The organism is Polaribacter sp. HaHaR_3_91 (assembly GCF_019278525.1).
Lineage (GTDB): Bacteria > Bacteroidota > Bacteroidia > Flavobacteriales > Flavobacteriaceae > Polaribacter.
In genome coordinates, this window is the sequence record NZ_CP058986.1 from 4092043 (window position 1) to 4111575 (window position 19533).

General features: G+C 30.2%; 16 protein-coding genes. 8 read left to right on the top strand and 8 right to left on the bottom strand.

Annotation, left to right across the window (positions count from 1 at the left end; genetic code table 11):
• Positions 1-94: 94 nt before the first annotated feature.
• On the bottom strand, positions 95-544 hold the full coding sequence (locus H0I27_RS17075; protein ID WP_165731631.1) for a nucleoside deaminase: 450 nt from the start codon (positions 542-544) through the stop codon (positions 95-97).
• A gap of 109 nt (positions 545-653) precedes the next feature.
• Between H0I27_RS17075 and dxs the strand changes: the two genes are divergently transcribed.
• On the top strand, positions 654-2423 hold the full coding sequence (gene dxs, locus H0I27_RS17080; protein ID WP_218731831.1) for a 1-deoxy-D-xylulose-5-phosphate synthase: 1770 nt from the start codon (positions 654-656) through the stop codon (positions 2421-2423).
• A gap of 45 nt (positions 2424-2468) precedes the next feature.
• Here the strand turns inward: dxs and H0I27_RS17085 are convergent, their stop codons facing one another.
• Positions 2469-3806 (bottom strand): deoxyguanosinetriphosphate triphosphohydrolase, encoded by a 1338-nt coding sequence (locus H0I27_RS17085; RefSeq protein ID WP_218731832.1) that lies wholly within the window; start codon positions 3804-3806, stop codon positions 2469-2471.
• A 159-nt stretch (positions 3807-3965) separates the two neighbouring features.
• On the opposite strand from H0I27_RS17085, the gene H0I27_RS17090 reads away from it, so the two are divergent.
• Entirely contained in the window at positions 3966-4397 is a 432-nt protein-coding gene (locus H0I27_RS17090) for an META domain-containing protein (protein ID WP_218731833.1), read from the top strand.
• Between the two features lie 52 nt (positions 4398-4449).
• A complete protein-coding gene (gene nhaA, locus H0I27_RS17095; protein ID WP_218731834.1) occupies positions 4450-5760 on the top strand; it encodes a Na+/H+ antiporter NhaA in 1311 nt (436 codons plus the stop codon).
• A gap of 433 nt (positions 5761-6193) precedes the next feature.
• On the opposite strand, the gene H0I27_RS17100 is transcribed toward nhaA, so the two are convergent.
• The 3 genes from H0I27_RS17100 to H0I27_RS17110 all read right to left on the bottom strand — a co-directional run bounded on the left by H0I27_RS17100 (position 6194) and on the right by H0I27_RS17110 (position 10552).
• The gene (locus tag H0I27_RS17100; RefSeq protein ID WP_218731835.1) at positions 6194-7000 is read right to left on the bottom strand and encodes a DUF3800 domain-containing protein; all 807 of its coding nucleotides are present in this window, start codon (positions 6998-7000) and stop codon (positions 6194-6196) included.
• Between the two features lie 495 nt (positions 7001-7495).
• Entirely contained in the window at positions 7496-9274 is a 1779-nt protein-coding gene (locus H0I27_RS17105) for a ribonucleoside-diphosphate reductase subunit alpha (protein WP_218731836.1), read from the bottom strand.
• 3 nt (positions 9275-9277) lie between these two features.
• Positions 9278-10552 (bottom strand): ribonucleotide-diphosphate reductase subunit beta, encoded by a 1275-nt coding sequence (locus H0I27_RS17110; protein WP_218733949.1) that lies wholly within the window; start codon positions 10550-10552, stop codon positions 9278-9280.
• Between the two features lie 387 nt (positions 10553-10939).
• On the opposite strand from H0I27_RS17110, the gene H0I27_RS17115 reads away from it, so the two are divergent.
• Together H0I27_RS17115 and H0I27_RS17120 are read left to right on the top strand one after the other, a co-directional pair.
• Positions 10940-11131, top strand: coding sequence for a cold-shock protein (locus H0I27_RS17115; protein ID WP_068447358.1), 192 nt, complete (start codon positions 10940-10942; stop codon positions 11129-11131).
• A 248-nt stretch (positions 11132-11379) separates the two neighbouring features.
• A complete protein-coding gene (locus H0I27_RS17120; RefSeq protein ID WP_218731837.1) occupies positions 11380-12396 on the top strand; it encodes a heme A synthase in 1017 nt (338 codons plus the stop codon).
• Between the two features lie 257 nt (positions 12397-12653).
• Here H0I27_RS17120 and H0I27_RS17125 read toward each other — a convergent pair whose 3' ends face one another.
• Positions 12654-13076 carry a molybdenum cofactor biosynthesis protein MoaE gene (locus tag H0I27_RS17125; protein WP_218731838.1) on the bottom strand — a complete coding sequence of 141 codons (423 nt, stop codon included), beginning with the start codon at positions 13074-13076 and terminating at the stop codon, positions 12654-12656.
• Positions 13077-13207: 131 nt separating this feature from the next.
• On the opposite strand from H0I27_RS17125, the gene H0I27_RS17130 reads away from it, so the two are divergent.
• Positions 13208-13483, top strand: a complete 276-nt coding sequence (locus H0I27_RS17130) for a DUF3817 domain-containing protein (RefSeq protein ID WP_218731839.1) — start codon at positions 13208-13210, stop codon at positions 13481-13483.
• 68 nt (positions 13484-13551) lie between these two features.
• Here H0I27_RS17130 and moaD read toward each other — a convergent pair whose 3' ends face one another.
• Together moaD and H0I27_RS17140 are read right to left on the bottom strand one after the other, a co-directional pair.
• The gene (gene moaD, locus H0I27_RS17135; RefSeq protein WP_218731840.1) at positions 13552-13794 is read right to left on the bottom strand and encodes a molybdopterin converting factor subunit 1; all 243 of its coding nucleotides are present in this window, start codon (positions 13792-13794) and stop codon (positions 13552-13554) included.
• 12 nt (positions 13795-13806) lie between these two features.
• On the bottom strand, positions 13807-16263 hold the full coding sequence (locus H0I27_RS17140; RefSeq protein ID WP_218731841.1) for a DUF5686 and carboxypeptidase regulatory-like domain-containing protein: 2457 nt from the start codon (positions 16261-16263) through the stop codon (positions 13807-13809).
• A 220-nt stretch (positions 16264-16483) separates the two neighbouring features.
• Here H0I27_RS17140 and H0I27_RS17145 point away from each other — a divergent pair, with 220 nt between their 5' ends.
• On the top strand, positions 16484-18766 hold the full coding sequence (locus H0I27_RS17145) for an NADP-dependent malic enzyme (RefSeq protein ID WP_218731842.1): 2283 nt from the start codon (positions 16484-16486) through the stop codon (positions 18764-18766).
• Positions 18767-18938: 172 nt separating this feature from the next.
• Positions 18939-19520, top strand: a complete 582-nt coding sequence (ruvA, locus tag H0I27_RS17150; RefSeq protein ID WP_218731843.1) for a Holliday junction branch migration protein RuvA — start codon at positions 18939-18941, stop codon at positions 19518-19520.
• Positions 19521-19533: the final 13 nt, after the last annotated feature.

Sequence of the window (19533 nt, forward strand, 5' to 3'; positions counted from 1 at the left end):
AAATAATTTGAATTAGTTGACGTAAAGTTTCTCTAAAACAAATTATCTCACAAATTTTTAAGATTTATTTACAAAAAGTTTAACAATTCCATAATTAATTTAGATTCCGTTTTTCAATAAAGAATCGCTTTAATAACTGAGAACATTCGTTTTCTAAAATTCCACTAACAACTTTTGTCTTTGGATGTAGTGTAGTTTTTAAATTTACAAAACCTCTATCTGGTTCTGTTGCTCCATAAACAATTTTACCAATTTGCGCCCAATAACTTGCACCTGCACACATCTGGCAAGGCTCTAGCGTTACATACAATACACAATCTTTTAAATACTTACCACCTAAAAAATCAGCAGCAGCTGTAAATGCTTGCATTTCCGCATGCGCCGTTACGTCATTCAATGTTTCCGTTAAATTGTGTGCTCTAGCAATAATTTGATCTTTAAAAACAATAATTGCACCTACAGGCACTTCGCCTTTATCAAAAGCAGATTCTGCCTCTTGTAAGGCTTTTTTCATAAAATAGGTATCATCAAAAGGTTGTATCATGTATGTTGATTATAAATATCAAAATTAAGTAAAATATTTACGATAGATTTGTATTTATTAACTGCCCGTTTTACGCACACAGTATTTGATGTTGTATTTTTACGTTTGAATGAAGAATTTGTTAGACCACATAGTAAACCCAGAAGATTTACGAAAATTAAATCAAGATCAATTACCTCAACTTGCAAAAGAATTGAGGGATTTTATTATTGATATTGTAGCAACCAAAGAAGGACATTTAGGCGCTAGTTTAGGCGTTGTAGAGTTAACGATTGCTTTGCACTATCTATTTGATACCCCAAATGACTTATTGGTTTGGGATGTTGGGCATCAAGCATACGGACATAAAATATTAACAGGCAGAAAAGATGTTTTTCACACCAACAGACAGTTGGGTGGAATTGCAGGTTTTCCGTCAAGAAAAGAAAGTGAATACGATGCTTTTGGTGTAGGGCACTCCTCTACTTCTATTTCTGCAGCTTTAGGAATGGCAATTGCCTCTAACATAAAAGGAGATACAGAAAAACACCACATTGCTGTTATTGGAGATGCTTCTATTGCAAGCGGAATGGCTTTTGAAGCCTTAAACCACGCAGGAGTTTCTAAGGCCAATTTATTAATTATTTTAAATGACAACGCTATTGGTATTGACCCTTCCGTTGGTGCTTTAAAAGAGTATCTAACAAAGGTTAAAACCGATAAAAGACTTGCGGCGCAAAACAATATTATAAAAGCTTTAAATTTTGATTATTCGGGTCCTATTGACGGACATGATTTACCAAAGGTATTATCAGAATTAAAACGTTTAAAAGATGTAAAAGGCCCAAAGTTTTTACATGTAATTACTACAAAAGGAAAAGGTTTACAGAAAGCTGAAGAAGACCAAGTAACCTATCATGCACCTGGTAAATTTGATAAAATTTCTGGTGAGCGATTAAAAATAGCAAAAAGCTTATACACAAAGTATCAAGATGTTTTTGGTAAAACAGTGGTAGAATTAGCTGATAAAAATGATAAAATTGTTGGTATAACTCCAGCGATGTTAACGGGAGGTTCTCTAAAATTCATGTTAGAAAAGCATCCAAAGAGAACTTTTGATGTTGGTATTGCAGAACAACACGCTGTAACCTTAGCGGCAGGTATGGCTACGCAAGGTTTAATTCCGTTTTGCAATATTTACTCTACTTTTTTACAACGTGCATACGATCAAGTAATCCATGATGTTGCTTTGCAAAACTTACCAGTTGTTTTTTGTTTAGACAGAGCTGGTTTGGTTGGCGAAGATGGAGCAACACATCATGGAGTATTCGATTTAGCGTATTTACGTTTAATTCCTAATTTGATCGTTTTTGCTCCAAGAAATGAAATTGAATTGCGTAATATTTTATACACCGCACAATTAGGATTAAAAAAACCTATTGCTATTCGATATCCAAGAGGAACAGGAGCAATTATCGATTGGAAAAAACCTTTTGAAAAAATAGCAATCGGAAAAGGGGTTTGTTTACAGGAAGGAAATAAGATTGCTATTTTATCTATTGGTACCATTTCTAAGAATGTTTGTGATGCTTTAGAATTAGTAGAAAATCTAGATCACTTTTCTCATTTCGATATGCGTTTTGTAAAACCTTTAGATGAAAATTTATTACATCGTATTTTTGATAAACATCAAAACATTGTAACTATTGAAGACGGAACGATAAAAGGTGGTTTTGGAAGCGCTGTTTTAGAATTCGCATCAGAAAATAATTATCACCATAAAATAAAAACGATAGGAATACCCGACGATTTTATTGAGCATGGAAATGTTTTAAAACTGCAACATGCACTTGGTTTAGATGCAGATAGTTTAGCAAATACATTTAATACATTAACATAAAAAAGACGCCAAATGGCGTCTTTCTTATATCTGAGATATTGATTCTTAAATAATATTTCCTTTTAATTTTTTATGTGTTCTAATCGCATAACTATCAGACATTCTAGAAACATAACTGCATACTTGCATAATTCTTTGATACAAACTAGTTGATTCTGTTTGATATTCTTCTGGTAATAGATTCAATACTAAATCATCAAAATTAGATTCTTTAGCATCAAACTTATTATTTAAAGCTGTTACAAAAACATCTAATAAATCGGCAATAATTCTATAACCAGCAATTTCTTTTTCTACAACGTCTTTGCTTTTATATATTTTTGCAACACTTAATTTAATAATGTCTTTTATTTGCGCTTCATATTTACATCTATCTAATAAAGACCTCTCAAAAGTTCCGTTTAAAATAGCTTCTTCATTTGCTAAGAAAATAGCAACGGCTTCATTAATTAACACCCCAATTGCCAAAGCTCTTAAGTAACTTATTCTGTCTGTTTTATGTTGTAAGGAATGATATTTTTTAATGTCAATAGTATCTTTTACCAACTTAATCATGTATTCTAGAGCAAACTCTTCTTCAATTAAGCCTAAATTAATTCCGTCTTCAAAATCGATAATTGTATAACAAATATCATCTGCAGCTTCTACTAAATAAGCCAATGGATGCCTGTAAAATGAAATTGCCGAATTAGATTTTTGTTTCATCCCTAAATCCTCTACAATTTCTAAAAAAGCATCTTTTTCAGATTGAAAAAAACCATACTTTTTATCTACAATATGATTTGTTGGTTTCTTTGGCAGACTCTCTTTTGGATATTTTAAAAAAGCCCCCAATGTAGCATAGCTTAAACGCAAACCACCAGAAATTCCTTCTCTCGATTCCGTTAAGATTTTAAATCCGTTTGCATTCCCTTCAAAATCTATTAAATCTTGATATTCTTTATCAGACAATAGATCTTTATATTTTAAACCATTACCTGTTTTAAAATACTCGCCTATGGCTTTTTCTCCAGAATGCCCGAAAGGAGGGTTTCCAATATCATGCATTAAAGAAGCGGTTCCAACAATAGCTCCAAAATCGTTAAACGTATACCCTAATTCCTCTAATTTTGGATAACGTTCTAACAACACCTTACCTACTCTTCTACCCAAAGTTCTTCCAACAACAGACACTTCTAAACTATGTGTTAATCGTGTGTGTACAAAATCTGTTTCTGATAAAGGTATTACCTGTGTTTTGTCTTGTAAACTCCTAAAAGCTGATGAAAATATAATTCTATCAAAATCTACATCAAAACCCAGACGAGTTTCATCTTGAGTTGCTCTTGGGCGTTTTTGTGTATCGCCAAAACGTTTTAAAGAAAGTAATTGTTCCCAGTTCATTTATTTAAATAATAAAGTTTAATTGGTAAAAATACAAACTATTATTTTGAGGTGATGTTCTGATTAAAAAAACATTTTTTTATCAAAAAATTAAGAGAAATTTAATGTAAAAAAGTTTAAAATGTTCTCAACTTAACTTATTTTTATGAAAATTTTTTAATGAAAACTAAAATATTATTTCTTATTCTAATTTTACCTACCATAACAAACTGTAAGTCAACAAGTGTAACAAACCACGACGACACCATTACAGAAAAATATTGGAAACTTAAAACTTTATATGGAAATGAAATTAAAATGGAAGACAACCAAAAACGAGAAATAGCTATCACCTTAAAAACAAAGGACAATAGATTTAGCGGGTTTGCAGGTTGTAATTCAATTAATGGCGAGTATATTTTAGAGAAAGGCAATAAAATTAAATTCACAAAAGTTATTTCAACAAGAATGTTTTGTAATAATACTGATGAATCTAAATTATTAAAAGCAATTAATTCAACAGATAATTATACTATTAAAAATAATAGATTATCTTTAAATGTTGGTAAGAGAGCGCCTTTAGCAGTTTTTGAAGCTGTTTACATGAATTAAAAAAAGATGCGTATCCATTCAATTATCAAATTTATAAATTAAGCTATTATTCATGATAAAAAAATTATTTATTACCCCGTTTCAAAAGTTTGTAAAAATTGAAAGTTTTAGCGGAATCCTGTTACTAATATGTACTTTAGTTGCTTTATTTTGGGCAAACTCACCTCTTCATGAAAGTTACTCTTCTATTTTAGAATATAAAGTTGGTTTTTCAGGAGAAAATTTTGAATTGAAAAAATCTGTTTTATTTTGGATTAATGATGGTTTAATGGCTATTTTCTTTTTCTTAATTGGATTAGAAATAAAACGTGAAATTTTAATTGGAGAATTAAACACAGTTAAAAAATTAGCTTTCCCATTATTTGGAGCTGTTGGTGGAGCACTTATTCCTGTTGGATTATTTATGCTTTTAAACCAAAATCCAGAAACCTTTAAAGGTTGGGGAATTCCTATGGCAACAGATATTGCTTTTTCTTTAGCTGTATTAAACACCTTAGGAAAACGTATACCTCTTAGTTTAAAAATATTTTTAACTGCTTTTGCAATTGTAGATGATATTGAAGCTGTTTTAGTGATTGCTGTTTTTTACAGTGAATCTATTGAAGTTGCATTATTATTAATAGGTTTAGGATTAATAGCACTATTGTATGTATTAACAAATAGAGGGTATTACTCTAAATTTGTGATGATTTTTGTGGGTATTATCGTTTGGGTATTGTTCTTAAAATCTGGAGTACACCCTACTGTTGCTGGTATTTTAATTGCATTTTCTGTACCAATTAGACAAGAAATAAAAACAACTACTTTTCTTTCTCAATTAGAAGGTATTTACAATAGCATTAAAACTGCACCTGTATTAAAGGAACCTATATTATCTAATCAACAATTAAAATTAGTAGATAATTTAACCCATTGGAGTAAAAAGTTTCAATCTCCTTTACAGCATTTAGAACATAACTTACACAATTGGTCGGCTTATTTTATAATTCCTGTTTTTGCACTAGCCAATGCAGGTGTGTTAATAGATAGTTCTGTTCATATAGATATGGCTTTAGTCTTCCATATTATACTTTGTTTAGTATTAGGTAAGGGACTAGGTATACCACTAGTTATATTGGTTGCAAAAAAATTAAATTTAATTCAAATACCTGCAGACATTCACTTTATACAAATTTTAGGAGTTTCATTTATTGCTGGTATTGGATTTACTATGGCTATTTTTATTGCCGGTTTGGCATTTTCAACATCACCAGAGTTTATTAGCTCTGCAAAAATAGGTATTCTTTTAGGCTCGCTTATTTCTGCGATAATTGGTTATCTTATTTTAAGATTTGCACCAGTTAAAGACTTTATTAAACTTTAATAAGTATTTAAAATCTTATTTATAAAAAAAGAGAAGCTTTTAGGCTTCTCTTTTTTTATATAATTACATCTTGTTTTATAAAACTGATTCTTTTTTCAGATTATAATAATTCAGTAAAGCATTTGCACTTATATTGCCGTTTATTAAAACAAATGGACTTCTGTAGTACTAAATTTATTTTCAACAAACCTCAACAAGTATATAAAACTGTATTTTAAAGTAATTTTAGCTACATATATAAACTTTTATCACATTTACAAGATTCTATTGGCTTTGACTTTTAAAATCTCTTACGAGTTTTATTTTAACTTATTATATCAGTTCATTATCAAATAATAGCACACAAACAGGTATGATCCAGATTGAAGTATTTGTTTGAGCTCTTTTTTGCCTTTTTCTGATAAAAAAATGATTGATTTTTGACTTCTCTGTATTATGCAGAAGCTAATAAATTAAACTGAGTATTTTCTAATCGGATATTTTTATTAGTATTAAACAAAGGTTTTACTTGTAATGGGAACTTTTTATTTGCATATATTTTTGAACTTATAACTTCATAAGCTCTATTTGATTTCAATGGGTCTAAATAATTTAAACCTATAGGTCTCGCAATAAGGTCAGCTATCTGTAAACCTGTAGAATTAGACTTCTTATCAGCAAATACCAATTTATAAATCACCTTAGCATAATCAACTTGTTTATACCCAAATTGTTCATTTTCAGAACAAATTTTAAAAAATTCTTTTTCTAAATCTATATCCTCTTTCTTTCCTCTTTTTTCAAAAACCAAAGAAATTTCTTTACCCTCCTGTTTTTTATTTAAAAACACCTCATTTAGCTTTTCTAAACCAAAACGTAAGCCCAGGTGATATGGATTAAAAGGTTTATTATATTGTGATTTTAATTTCGTTTTATCAATTACAACAGAAACAATTATAAAAGGTATATTTCCTATAATTTCAGATAATTCAGACAAAAAACTGTTTCTTAAGCCTTCATTCCCTGAAAATTGAAAAGGTTTTTTTCTTTTTCTTATATCTGCTTCATGCAATACTACTTGGTCATGACCAAAGTATTTTATTTTTAAACCTTGTAATGCTGGAGTAACCTGATTAGTGAATTCATCAATGTTAAAACAACAAAAAGTAATTACAAAAATCGGGTACTTAGGATCTATCTTCTCAACATTATGATCACCTGATTCATCAATAAAAACTATATAATCTCCTTTTTCTATCATAAATTAGTTACAATTTTAGTGTATTTTCTTACTTCAATTAATATTCTTGTTACTACCATTATCCTTTTAATAAAATCCATAAAAGGATTTAATAAAATTTTATACTCCATTTTAGACATGTATATATTGTAGTTATTTGTAATAACTACAATTGTTAATAAGTGAGTTTTTTGTTAATAATTTAGCATCTCTCTAAACCATTGAAAATGATAGAGAAAATTTAAAAAACTCATTTCAAGAAATATTTAACTTGGTGGGAAGATTCTAATTTTGTACTTTTGAAGTAACAAAACCGAGTTGAGGTTAACTCTTCTTCTCTGTTTAGTAATATAATTGGGGGTCAGAATCCAAAAAATATTAAAAAAACACCAAGAGGGATATTTAATTGTCCCTTTTTTTTTATGCTTTTTTTTTACTGCCTCAGCAATTTGATTTTAAAATATTAATAATAAAGAGAAGCCTTTCGACTTCTCTTATCTTTATTTATACTACTAATTACCCTTCGCAACTAGCACATTCTTTCTTTTGTTTAAACTTCTGTGCAGCATTCATACTGTGTTGGTAATACATAGATTTTACACCTAATTTCCAAGCATTAATATAAACCGAATTCACTTCTTTAATTGGCATATCTGGATGTACCATAATATTAATTGACTGCCCTTGATCTATATGATTTTGTCTATTAGCTGCCTGATATACAATTACATTTTGATCGATTTCTGAATAGGTTTTAAACACCTCTTTTTCTGCTTCAGTTAAAACGCTTAAATGCTGTACAGAACCATCATTATCTCTAATACTTTTCCAAATATCTGATGTATTATGTCCTTTTTCTTCCAATAATGTTTCTAAAATTGGATTCTTAATTGTTGTTTTAATTTTTGCAATATCTTTTACATAGATGTTAGACCAAATTGGCTCAATTCCTTGAGATACTTGTCCTAAAATAAATGCAGATGATGTTGTTGGTGCAATTGCATTTAAAGTGGTGTTACGTCTTCCGTATCCTTTTAATACTTCTGGCTCACCATACAACTTAGCCATTTCTTCTGATGCTTTGTAAGATTTTTCTTTAATTACCTTAAAGATTTCACTGTTTAAAGCATATGCTTCTGCACTGTCAAAAGCATGCATTTTAGATTGTAATAAAGAGTGCCATCCTAAAGCACCTAAACCTAAAGCTCTGTTTTCTTTAGCAAATTTATACGCTTTCTCCATAAAACGGAACGTAAACTGATCGTCTCTGTCAGATGAATCTTTGTATACTTCTAACTTAGTGATAAACTCTTGCATTACTGCATCTAAGAAATACGTAAGTGTTTCTACAGCATCGGTATCTTTCCATTTATCATAATGTAATAAGTTTACAGATGATAAACAACATACAAAAGACCAATCTTCATTAGAAGGTAACATGATTTCTGTACACAAGTTACTCGCATAAATTTCGTGGTTTTTGTCCTTATAAACATCTACCGTTCCATTATTTGCGTTGTCTCTAAAAAGAATATATGGATACCCAATTTCTCCTCTTCTTTGTAATATTTTTGCCCAAATACCTCTTTTTTCTACATCACCATCAATCATTGCTTGCATCCATTCGTCACCAACGGTAACACCATGCGTTAATTCTTGAATTGGGTTTCCTTCTGTTCCTATTTCTAAAAATTCTTTAATATCCGGGTGATCTACTGGTAAATATGGAGAAAAACGCCCACGTCTTACAGAACCTTGACTTACAACATCTACCATTTTTTCGAACAACTGCATAATATGTACAGAACCAGAAGATGAACCGTTGTTTTTCACATCGGCACCTCTTTTACGTAACTTACCAAAGTAACCAGAAGTTCCTCCTCCTAATTTAGACATCATACCAACTTCTGATTGAGAGAACAAAATATCTCCCATATCGTCTGCTACATGCGATCCAAAACAGCTAATTGGCAAACCTCTTTTCTTTCCAAAGTTAGACCAAATTGGCGATGCTAAAGAGTAATACCCTTCAGCCATATATTTATAAAACTTATCAGAAAAACCATCCATTTTTAAAATACGTTCTGCATTATCTGCAATTTCACGTATTCTTTCTTCTGGTGTGGTATCTCCTGTTAAATAACCAGACTGTAAAAATTTACGACTATTTTCTGTTAGCCATGTAATTTCTGGTTGATCTTTACCTTTAAGCATTTCTTTCCTAGCAGCGTTTCTAACTTGAATTAACTGTTCGTGTTCTGTAAGTTCTGTTGTTTTTGTTTCGTTCAAGTTCATAATTTAAAATAAGTCGTCGCTAGTTATACTTTTTGTTCTTTTACTATAGTTGATTGATCTTTTTACAAAGAAATCACCATGTTTGGTTCCAATAATTTCATCATCAAACCAATCTGTTTCTGCTAATAATTTTTGATCTACCTCAAATACTTTTGCAATTCCAATACTTTCTAAAGAATTATTAAATCTATTTTTAATAAATTCATTAATTACATCTTTAGGTAGAAAGTCTAATTCTCCTTTTTCAAAAATCCAATCGATTAATTTACTTTCAGAAAGAAACGCTTCTTTACAAGTTTCTTGAACCAATAAATTATGCTCTTCACTAAACCAATCTGGATTTTCTTCTTTTATAATTTTTATTAAATCGATACCAAAATCTCCATGAATCTGCTCTTCTTTAGAAGTAGCTTCTACCACATTAGAAATTCCTTTTAGTACATTTTTATGCTTGTTAAAAGCCATGATAATCAAAAACTGAGAGAATAAAGATACGTGCTCTATAAATAAAGAGAACAATATTATAGACTCAGAAAATTCTTGATTGTCTTCACTATTTACATTCTTTAACGCGCCTTCTAAATAGTTAACACGTTTCATTATAACAGGGTTTTTCTTTAAGTTTTTAAACTCATTATTTAACCCTAAAATCTCTAATAAATGAGAATAAGCATCATGATGACGCACTTCACTTTCAGAAAAAGTTGCACCTACAGAACCAATTTCTGGCTTTGGCATCTTTTTATAAATGTCTCCCCAAAAAGTTTTAACAGCAACCTCTATTTGAGAAATTGCCAACATGGTATTTTTTATTGCATTCTTTTCTACCTCAGTAAGAGATGTCTTAAAGTCTTGAATATCACTCGTATAATTAAACTCTGTATGAATCCAATAAGAATGTCTAATTGCATCCACATATTCTCCTAGAGCAGGATAATCATAAGGTTTTAAGTTAATCCTCTTCTCAAAAATATTTGGTTTTCTACTTCTAGTTTGTTCGTCTCTATATAATATGTATGCCTTTGCAACGTCATGAAAAGGACTGTCCATTAATTTATACTCTACTATATCTTGTACCTGCTCTACTGTAGGAATATAATCTGGTTCATTTAACCTTCTTTCTAATAATGTACCATGTACAATATTTGATATAGCAATAGCATCATTTCTAGAACCATTGTTAACGGTAAGCATTGCTTTTTCTATAGCATTAATAATTTTCTCTAACTCAAATGTGGTTGTTTCTGAGTCTCTTTTTATAATATGCGTAATTTCCAAGGTAAATGAAGGGTGTTTAATTGTTATTTTTAGTGTTAACAAAGATTGGATTTTTTGCTCCAAAATAAAAGTTATACTTATTCACAAAACCCTTGAAGTTTTTAACAAATTAACAGTTTTCCGAAATTTCACGCTAAAAAAATGATTTTTTAAAAATCTCATAACCATACAATTATCAATACAAAATCGCTGTAACTACTATCGGTATTGAGTTTCTTAAAAGACCTCTATTAAATAATTTTTGTAACAATTAATTACTTTTTTTTTACTTACAATCTGTTACGTTGTACTTACAAAAAGAAAACAATTATTTAAAACCGCATTTTAGTAATATCAATTAATATAATCTTATATTTGCAGTATTATTAACATTTATATTATATTATTTTGAAAAAAGGGACAGTAAAATTCTTCAACGAATCTAAAGGATTTGGATTTGTAACAGAAGATGATTCAAACACAGAGTACTTTGTACATGTATCAGGATTAATTGACGAAATTAGAGAAGGTGACGCAGTAGAGTTCGACCTTAAAGAAGGTAGAAAAGGTTTAAATGCAGTAGACGTTAGAGTTCTATAATTTTAAATTTTTTGAAAAGAACAAGTCGCTTAATTTTTTAAGCGGCTTTTTTTTGTCTTATTTTTTTACAAAACGCCCCCTTTATAAAAAGTAAAAGGATCATTTTAACTAATTGAGTATAATTATTTAGAAAACGGAGCTGTTTTAAAAACTTATTGGCAAGTATTTTCTTTTTTATAAGAACAAGTCGTTTAATTTATTTTAAACGAATTTTTTTTGCCTTATTTTTGTAAAAACTTTTATTTATAATGAAAAGTAGCTTCACAAAAACTGTACAAATTGCCTTTATATCTGTCTACTTAATTTTTTTAGCAGGCTCTGTTGTTAGAATGACCGGATCAGGAATGGGATGTCCTGATTGGCCAAAATGTTTTGGGTATTATATTCCGCCTACAGCGGAAGAACAAATTACTTGGAAACCAAATTCTGAATTTAAAAAAGGTTTTATCATCATTAAAGACGAAGCTTTATTTGTTGCAGAGCACGATATAAAAACAACAGACCAATTTAATAAAAGCAATTGGGCTACTTATACAAAACACGATTACGCAAATTTCAACAAATACCATACCTGGACAGAGTACATTAACAGACTATCTTCTGTTTTAGCAGGTTTTGTTTTCTTATTCTTAATCTACGGAGCTACAAAATACTGGAAAACAGATAAGAGAATTCCAATACTTGCTTATACTGCTTTCTTTCTAATGTTGGTAGAAGCCTGGTTAGGAAAAACGGTAGTAGATACAAATTTAAAACCTTCTATAATAACTATTCACATGGTTATTGGTTTAATTATTATCGCGCTTTTATTACAACTAAAATTTATTACTTCAGACAAAAAGAAAACCTACAATTACAATTCATTATTTAGTAAATTACTTATTATTTCTGCCGTATTTTCTTTAATTCAAATAGCAATGGGAACTCAAGTAAGGCAATTTATAGACGAGCAAGTAAAGCTTTATGGTTTCGAAAACAAAGATTACAGTTTAATGAATCCGAGTTTTAAATTCTATTTTCACAGGTCTTTTACCATTGCAATTGTATTGATAAACTTTGTTTTATTTTACATAAATCAGGCTAAAAACTTAGGATACAAACTGGTAAATTGGGTAGTTGCATTAATCTTTTTAGAAACCATTACCGGAATGTTAATGTATTATGCAGAATTTCCTTTAGGTACGCAAGCAACACATTTATTAGCAGGTGCTATTTTATTTGGACTACAGTATTATTTATGGTTGCAAAGTAAACCGGTTAAGTAAACAGTATTCAGTCTCAGTTTCCAGCTTCTCACTTGATAACAGAAAATTGACTACATAGCAACACAGAAAACATCGTTTTTTAAAACTTTGAAACTCATTTACAGACAACCCCTACTAGCCGATAGCGCGAGCGTATCGCTCGTGCAAACACCAATAAAATGTGGAGTAACCTACACAAACTTACTCAACAATGTTTTAAGAAAAGATACGAGCGAGACGCTTGCACCAGCATTAAGACTGCAAGTAAGAACCAAAAATTAAGGATGCGCGTTCACCCAAACCTCTCCGTCTGAAAAATATTCTTTTTTCCAAATAGGAACCGTTTCTTTTAAAGTGTCAATTGCAAATTCACAAGCTTCAAAAGCGGCTTTTCTATGCTTAGAAGACGTAGTTATAATTACAGGAACTTCTCCAACCTGCAACATTCCTTCTGCGTGGTGAATGGCAATTTTTTTAATATCGAATTTCTCTAAAGCCGAATCTGCAATTTTTCGCATTTCTTTAATCGCCATTGGCTTATAGGCAGAAAAGTCTAATTGCATAACTTCTTTTCCTTGAGTATCATTTCTTACAGTTCCTATAAAAGCAGAAATTCCACCACAAGAAGCATCTTCTACAAAACGATAACACTCTTGTAAATCTAATTTATCTGAAGTAATTTTTATTGAAGTTCTTTTCATTGTTAAACAAAAATAGGAAAACAAAATTGTATTTTCGCAAAAATAAACGAATCGAAATTACAAGGGGTTTTCTGTACATTAAAAAGTTATACAGATTACAAACATATGTTGCCTTGACAAAAATTATCTTTATGAAAAACATATTTAGAATTGTAAGTATTTTAGAAGGAATTTCTTACCTATTATTATTATTTATTGCAACACCTATAAAATATTTACAAGATGACCCTTCTTACGTAAAAATGTTAGGAATGCCTCATGGAATTCTTTTTATGTTATATGTAGTATTGGCCATAGTTATAAAGAAAGAAATGAATTGGAACAACAAAACTTTAGGGATGGTTTTAATTGCTTCTGTGATTCCTTTTGGTACTTTTTATGTTGATAAGAAGTATTTTAAAAAATAACTGCTAGTACTCTTTTATAAAATCACATTAGCTTGTTTCTTTTCTTAAGGATAAAAACAAGCTTTTTTTTACCCTCCGCTAACTGGTGGAATTATAGCAACAACGTCATTCTCTTTTAGAAGAAAATCATCCGTTGCATAACTTTCATTAACAGCAATTGCATAAGAGTTCAACTTTTCTAACTGCTGATACTTCCCTTTTAAAGAGTTTTTAAAATCTGCAACAGTAGCAACGTCAGCTATATTAAGTTCTAAAGCTGATGAACCCACTAAATCTGTGGTTATTCCGAAAAAAAGTACTTGAATTTTCATATATCAAAAATATTAAAACATACTCAATCGAAGCAATAAACCATCGTTTTTAATTCCAGCGTGAAAAGATTTTACATAATCTACTCTTAAAAAACGCCATTTACCAAAGCCTATATTATCTAAACCAATAGAGTATTCTGTATACGGTTTTTTATCTGCCATCACTAAGGTTTTTGCTCCACCAACTAAATGAAGATTTAATTTATTTAACAACGGAATCTTCCCTAAAACAGCACCTTTAAAATCATGCTGAATATGTGCTTCTGCATATTTATCATTGGTATAAAATTTATAATATTCTAACAAACCAAAGCTACTTAACTCACGGTCTAACGGAAAAAGTAATTGGTTTCCGTTGGCTTGTAAAAAGTCCATAAAAGCGATGTCTTTCTTTTTAAGAAACACACCTCCTCTAAGATTATAAGAAAATTCACCATAATTTCCTGCACTTATATCTTGTGTTAAATTTGCTGTAAATACATCTGAATTTAAGTCAGAATTAGAAGCTCCAAAGCGTTTGGTATAATTAACATTCAGTGATGGATATTTCTCACTGTCAATATTTTCTTTTCTATCCGGATAAGACAAATATTTTTGTCCGAATACAAAAGTAGCACCTACATTTAAAATAGCAATTTCATGCTCTTTAAACACTTCAATTACATCTGAAGGATTATTAGGCTTGTAACCTCCGTTTTTATCTTTCTTTGCAAAAGAGTAATCCGTGGTATTAAAAAGTGGTTTTCTATTCGCATATTCAAATGATGTAGCTAGGTAAACTCCATTTACAATTTCTTCTGAATAATTAATTTTAGCAAACTCCTTTTCGTAAATTCTTAAATAATTTAACCTCCTCATCAAAGAACTAACGGTGTTATTTAATTTCATTAAAGGGTTCCTACCATTAAATTGAGCAGTTGTAACCCCTCCAGAAATGGTCATTCTAGGTCTAGAAATATCATTCCAATTTTTAGTTAAAAAGAAAGTGGGCCTTATGCGTTTGTCCGAAAAACCATAATTTACCTTTCCACCTACATTCCACCATTTTCCTGTATCATTTTGCTCTTTAAAATAACTACCTCCTAAAGAAACATTAAAACCTTGTACTGTATTAAAGTTAAAGTCATTAATTAAACCATTATAGGAAATAGCCCATTTTTCAAAAGAGTTTTTATACGTATAACCAGTTATGGAAGAGAGTAAGTTAAACTTGTTTTGTTTTTTATTTACAGAATCTAAATATTTTTTAGATTTTCTTACCACTTTTAAACTGTCCTTAAATTTATAATCATCAGTTTCTTCATTCGTTAAAGGTACAGGTCTTAAGGCATTCCAATACAAGGTATCTTTTTCTGTTGCTTGTTTCTCAAACGATAAAACCTCATTAGTAAATGTGTCTTCGTTATATTTTGGTCTAAAATTATATGCAGAATATGCTGATGAAAAGCGGCCATCAAAATTAAAACCTAATGCATCTACTTTAAAATCTATACTCTGACTAATTAGCACCCAAGCATCGTTTGCTTCTGAATAATTATAGTTTTGTTTTAGATTTAAAACATCTACAATGGGTATGTTTACTTGAGCTCCGGTAACAGAAACATCTGCGCCATAAATAGCCCAATCATCTTCTACAATATATAAAAAACCATTAAAAACACGATCATTTTTACGCTTAGGAAGCAATTTTATTTTATTGATGAGTTTGCCATTTGTATCATAAAAAGATCCTTCTAACTTAAAGTTATAATAACCAAAAGCATTTGTAGATATTGGCGAAATTAAATCGCTACCAAAAGTAACACTATTATCATAAAAATTAATATTCGCATCTTCTGCCCTATTAAAACTAATACCATTATCTGTTCCGCTTACTTTAGAAGCAATAATTTTTTCTTTAAACTTTTTCGGGTTTTTCTGAAAATGAATTTCAGAAACCGTTTCAGAAAGATAAATAATTCCGCTTCTTGTAGAATCTAGTGCTCCACCAAAATCGCCCAAATTTTTACCTAAAAACTTCTCTGGAGCATCTTTAATTTTATACAAACCTCTAGAGTAAAATTTAGCTGTATACTTTGTATACTTATCTGTATTTTTATCTTTACTTGCTATTGTGTTTCTAATAATTCTATTTGCAGGATTGTCTTTTGTAGAGATAGAAATTTCTGCTAATTGTACGTTTTCTTCTTCTAATTGAACATTTAATTCAAAAGGAAAAGATGTAATATTTATTTCTTTTTTTAACGTTGTATAGCCTAAAATTTGAAAAACAATAGTATGTTTTCCTTTTTTGGTAATGCTTAAAACATATGTTCCGTTATCATTAGAAGTTGTTCCTGTAACAGTTTCATCCAAATAAATACTTACAAATGATAAAGGTGTATTATTTGTATCTGTAATATTCCCTTTTACTTGTGCTAAGACAGATATTGATAAGCAGAAAAATAGAAGAAAAGTATATTTTTTCATAGTTTGGTTGTGTTGATAAGAACAAACATAAACTTTATGATCGACCTAAATCTTTAAAATTTGTTAAACAACAAAAAATAGTGCCCTAACTTAAAGGTGTTTAAAAAAATAAAAGACCTAATTTTATAAAAATTGACACCTATCAAAAGATTTGAAAATTAATCTTCTCTTTCACTGAAAATCATATCTTTGTAAGCTTAAACAAGCAAAGACTTATTATATGAGCGATTCTAGAAAAAGACACGAAGCTTTATTATATCACGCAAAACCAAAACCAGGAAAAATAGAAGTGGTTCCTACTAAAAAATATGCCACTCAACACGACTTAGCTTTGGCATACTCACCAGGTGTTGCTGAGCCTTGTTTAGAAATTGAAAAAGACAAAAACAATGCTTATAAATATACTGCTAAAGGAAATTTAGTTGCTGTAATATCTAACGGAACTGCCGTTTTAGGTTTGGGAGATATTGGTCCGGATGCCTCTAAACCCGTAATGGAAGGTAAAGGATTACTTTTTAAAATATTTGCAGATATCGATGTTTTTGACATTGAAGTAGATGCAACAGATGTAGAACTTTTTATACAAACTGTAAAAGCAATTGCACCTACTTTTGGTGGAATTAACTTAGAAGATATAAAAGCACCAGAAGCTTTTGAAATTGAAAGACGATTAAAAGAGGAATTAGATATTCCGGTAATGCACGATGACCAACACGGAACAGCAATTATTTCTGCTGCAGCCTTAAAAAATGCGATTGACATTACCAATAAAGATATTAGTAAAGTAAAAATTGTAGTTAACGGAGCTGGAGCTGCGGCAATTTCTTGTACCCTTTTATATTTAAAACTAGGTGTAAAGAAAGAAAACGTAGTAATGTGCGATAGTAAAGGTGTTATTAGAAGCGATAGAGACAACCTTACTTCTCAAAAAGCCGAATTTGCAACTGACAGAGATTTACATACTCTAGATGAAGCAATGCATGATGCTGATGTATTTATTGGTTTATCGAAAGGAAATGTAGTTACTCCACAGATGCTTTTAACCATGGCTAAAGACCCTATTGTTTTTGCAATGGCAAACCCTGTGGCCGAAATAGACTACGATTTAGCAGTTGCTACAAGAAAAGATATTATAATGGCTACGGGAAGATCTGACCATCCTAACCAAGTGAATAATGTACTTGGATTTCCATTTATTTTTAGAGGAGCTTTAGATGTTAGAGCTACTAAAATTAATGAGGAAATGAAAATGGCAGCCGTTCATGCTTTAGCCGATTTAGCTAAAAAATCGGTACCAGAACAAGTAAACATTGTTTATGATGAAGTAAGTTTGGCTTACGGAAGAGAATACATTATTCCAAAACCATTTGATCCAAGATTAATTTATGAAATTCCACCAGCAATTGCAAAAGCTGCGATGGATTCTGGTGTTGCTCTACAACCAATTGAAGATTGGGATAAATATAGAGAAGAATTAATGGAGCGCTCTGGTTCTGGAAATAAAGAGATTAGACTTTTACACAATAGAGCAAAAAGTAATAGAAAACGTATTGTGTTTGCAGAAGCAGACCATATAGATGTTTTAAAAGCTGCACAAAGAGTACATGATGAAAAAATTGGGGATCCAATATTATTAGGAAGAAAAGAAGTAATCTTAGCTTTAAAAGCAGAAATAGGATTTACTGCAATTGTACCAATTATAGATCCAAAAACCGATGAAGAAGCAGAACGTAGAGAGCGTTTTGGAAAAATTTATTGGAAAAATAGAAGACGTAAAGGACGTACTTTATCTGAAGCAACAAAATTAATGCGAGAACGTAATTATTTTGCTGCAATGATGGTGAATGAAGAAGAAGCAGATGCATTAATTACAGGATATTCTAGACCTTACCCAACTGTTTTAAAACCAATTTTAGAACTTATTGAAAAAGACAAAGGAATTACTAAAATTGCTGCAACCAACTTAATGTTAACCAAACAAGGTCCGTTATTTTTAGCAGATACTACAATTAACATAAATCCTACGGCAAAAGAATTGGTGAAAATTTCACAAATGACTGGTAATTTTGTAAAAATGTTTGGTATGAAACCAAACATGGCAATGGTTTCTTTTTCTAACTTTGGATCTTCAAGTTCAGAAACTTCTAAAAAGATAACCGAAGCTGTTTCTTACCTACACAGACACTTTCCAGACACTATTATTGATGGAGAATTACAAGCAGATTTTGCTTTAAATCCAGAAATGTTAGCAAAAGAATTTCCGTTTTCGAAACTAAATGGTAAAAAAGTAAATGTTTTAATATTCCCTAATTTAGAGTCTGCAAACATTACTTATAAGTTAATGAAACAATTAAACCACGCAGAATCTATTGGTCCAATAATTTTAGGATTAAGTAAACCTGTACATATTTTACAATTAGGCTCTAGTGTAGATGAAATGGTAAACATGGCTGCATTGGCTGCTGTAGATGCCCAAGAAAAAGAAAAAAGAAGTAAAATTTAATAATATCTAGCTTAAGGTTAATTTGATGTAAGAATCGAGTTTAAATAAAATAGAGATTAGACATTTATTTGTTATCATTTAAAGTCTAATCTCTATGATTTATAAAATATAAATTGCGCTCACACCTAACCTAAAATAAATTCTTACTTTAGAGGCTTATAAAAAGAAATATATGATTACACAAGTTAGAGGAAGGTTGGTAGAAAAAAACCCAACAGAAGTTGTTGTAGATTGCAATGGAGTTGGTTATTTATTACATATTTCTCTAAATACTTTCTCTAGTTTACCCGATGATGAAGCTATTGTTTTATACACACATTTATCAATAAGAGAAGACGCACACACCCTTTTTGGTTTTTTTACAAAAACAGAGAGAGAAGTTTTTAAGTTGTTAATTTCTGTTTCAGGTGTTGGACCAAGTATTGCAAGAACAATGTTGTCATCTATGACATCAGAAGAAATACAACATGCTATTGCATCAGAAAATGTACCACTCATACAATCTGTAAAAGGAATCGGTGCAAAAACAGCACAAAGAGTTATTGTAGATTTAAAGGATAAAATTTTAAAAACCTTTAATATTGATGAAGTTTCTACTTTTACAAGCAATACCAATAAGGATGAAGCGTTATCTGCTTTAGAAGTTTTAGGGTTTAATAAAAAGCAATCAGAGAAAGTGATCTCAACAATTTTAAAAGAAAACCCGGAAGCTACCGTAGAAAACTTAATAAAACTAGCCTTAAAAAATTTATAAGAATTTTGAAAAA

Excerpts from the sequence above, each read along its gene's own strand:
- dxs (WP_218731831.1), top strand. The coding sequence starts at position 654 with ATGAAGAATTTGTTAGACCACATAGTAAACCCAGAAGATTTACGAAAA.
- H0I27_RS17075 (WP_165731631.1), bottom strand. The coding sequence starts at position 544 with ATGATACAACCTTTTGATGATACCTATTTTATGAAAAAAGCCTTACAA.
- H0I27_RS17105 (WP_218731836.1), bottom strand. The coding sequence starts at position 9,274 with ATGAACTTGAACGAAACAAAAACAACAGAACTTACAGAACACGAACAG.
- H0I27_RS17125 (WP_218731838.1), bottom strand. The coding sequence starts at position 13,076 with ATGAAAAGAACTTCAATAAAAATTACTTCAGATAAATTAGATTTACAA.
- H0I27_RS17140 (WP_218731841.1), bottom strand. The coding sequence starts at position 16,263 with ATGAAAAAATATACTTTTCTTCTATTTTTCTGCTTATCAATATCTGTC.
- ruvA (WP_218731843.1), top strand. The coding sequence starts at position 18,939 with ATGATTACACAAGTTAGAGGAAGGTTGGTAGAAAAAAACCCAACAGAA.
- H0I27_RS17130 (WP_218731839.1), top strand. The coding sequence starts at position 13,208 with ATGAAAAACATATTTAGAATTGTAAGTATTTTAGAAGGAATTTCTTAC.
- H0I27_RS17145 (WP_218731842.1), top strand. The coding sequence starts at position 16,484 with ATGAGCGATTCTAGAAAAAGACACGAAGCTTTATTATATCACGCAAAA.
- nhaA (WP_218731834.1), top strand. The coding sequence starts at position 4,450 with ATGATAAAAAAATTATTTATTACCCCGTTTCAAAAGTTTGTAAAAATT.
- moaD (WP_218731840.1), bottom strand. The coding sequence starts at position 13,794 with ATGAAAATTCAAGTACTTTTTTTCGGAATAACCACAGATTTAGTGGGT.
- H0I27_RS17090 (WP_218731833.1), top strand. The coding sequence starts at position 3,966 with ATGAAAACTAAAATATTATTTCTTATTCTAATTTTACCTACCATAACA.
- H0I27_RS17085 (WP_218731832.1), bottom strand. The coding sequence starts at position 3,806 with ATGAACTGGGAACAATTACTTTCTTTAAAACGTTTTGGCGATACACAA.
- H0I27_RS17120 (WP_218731837.1), top strand. The coding sequence starts at position 11,380 with ATGAAAAGTAGCTTCACAAAAACTGTACAAATTGCCTTTATATCTGTC.
- H0I27_RS17100 (WP_218731835.1), bottom strand. The coding sequence starts at position 7,000 with ATGATAGAAAAAGGAGATTATATAGTTTTTATTGATGAATCAGGTGAT.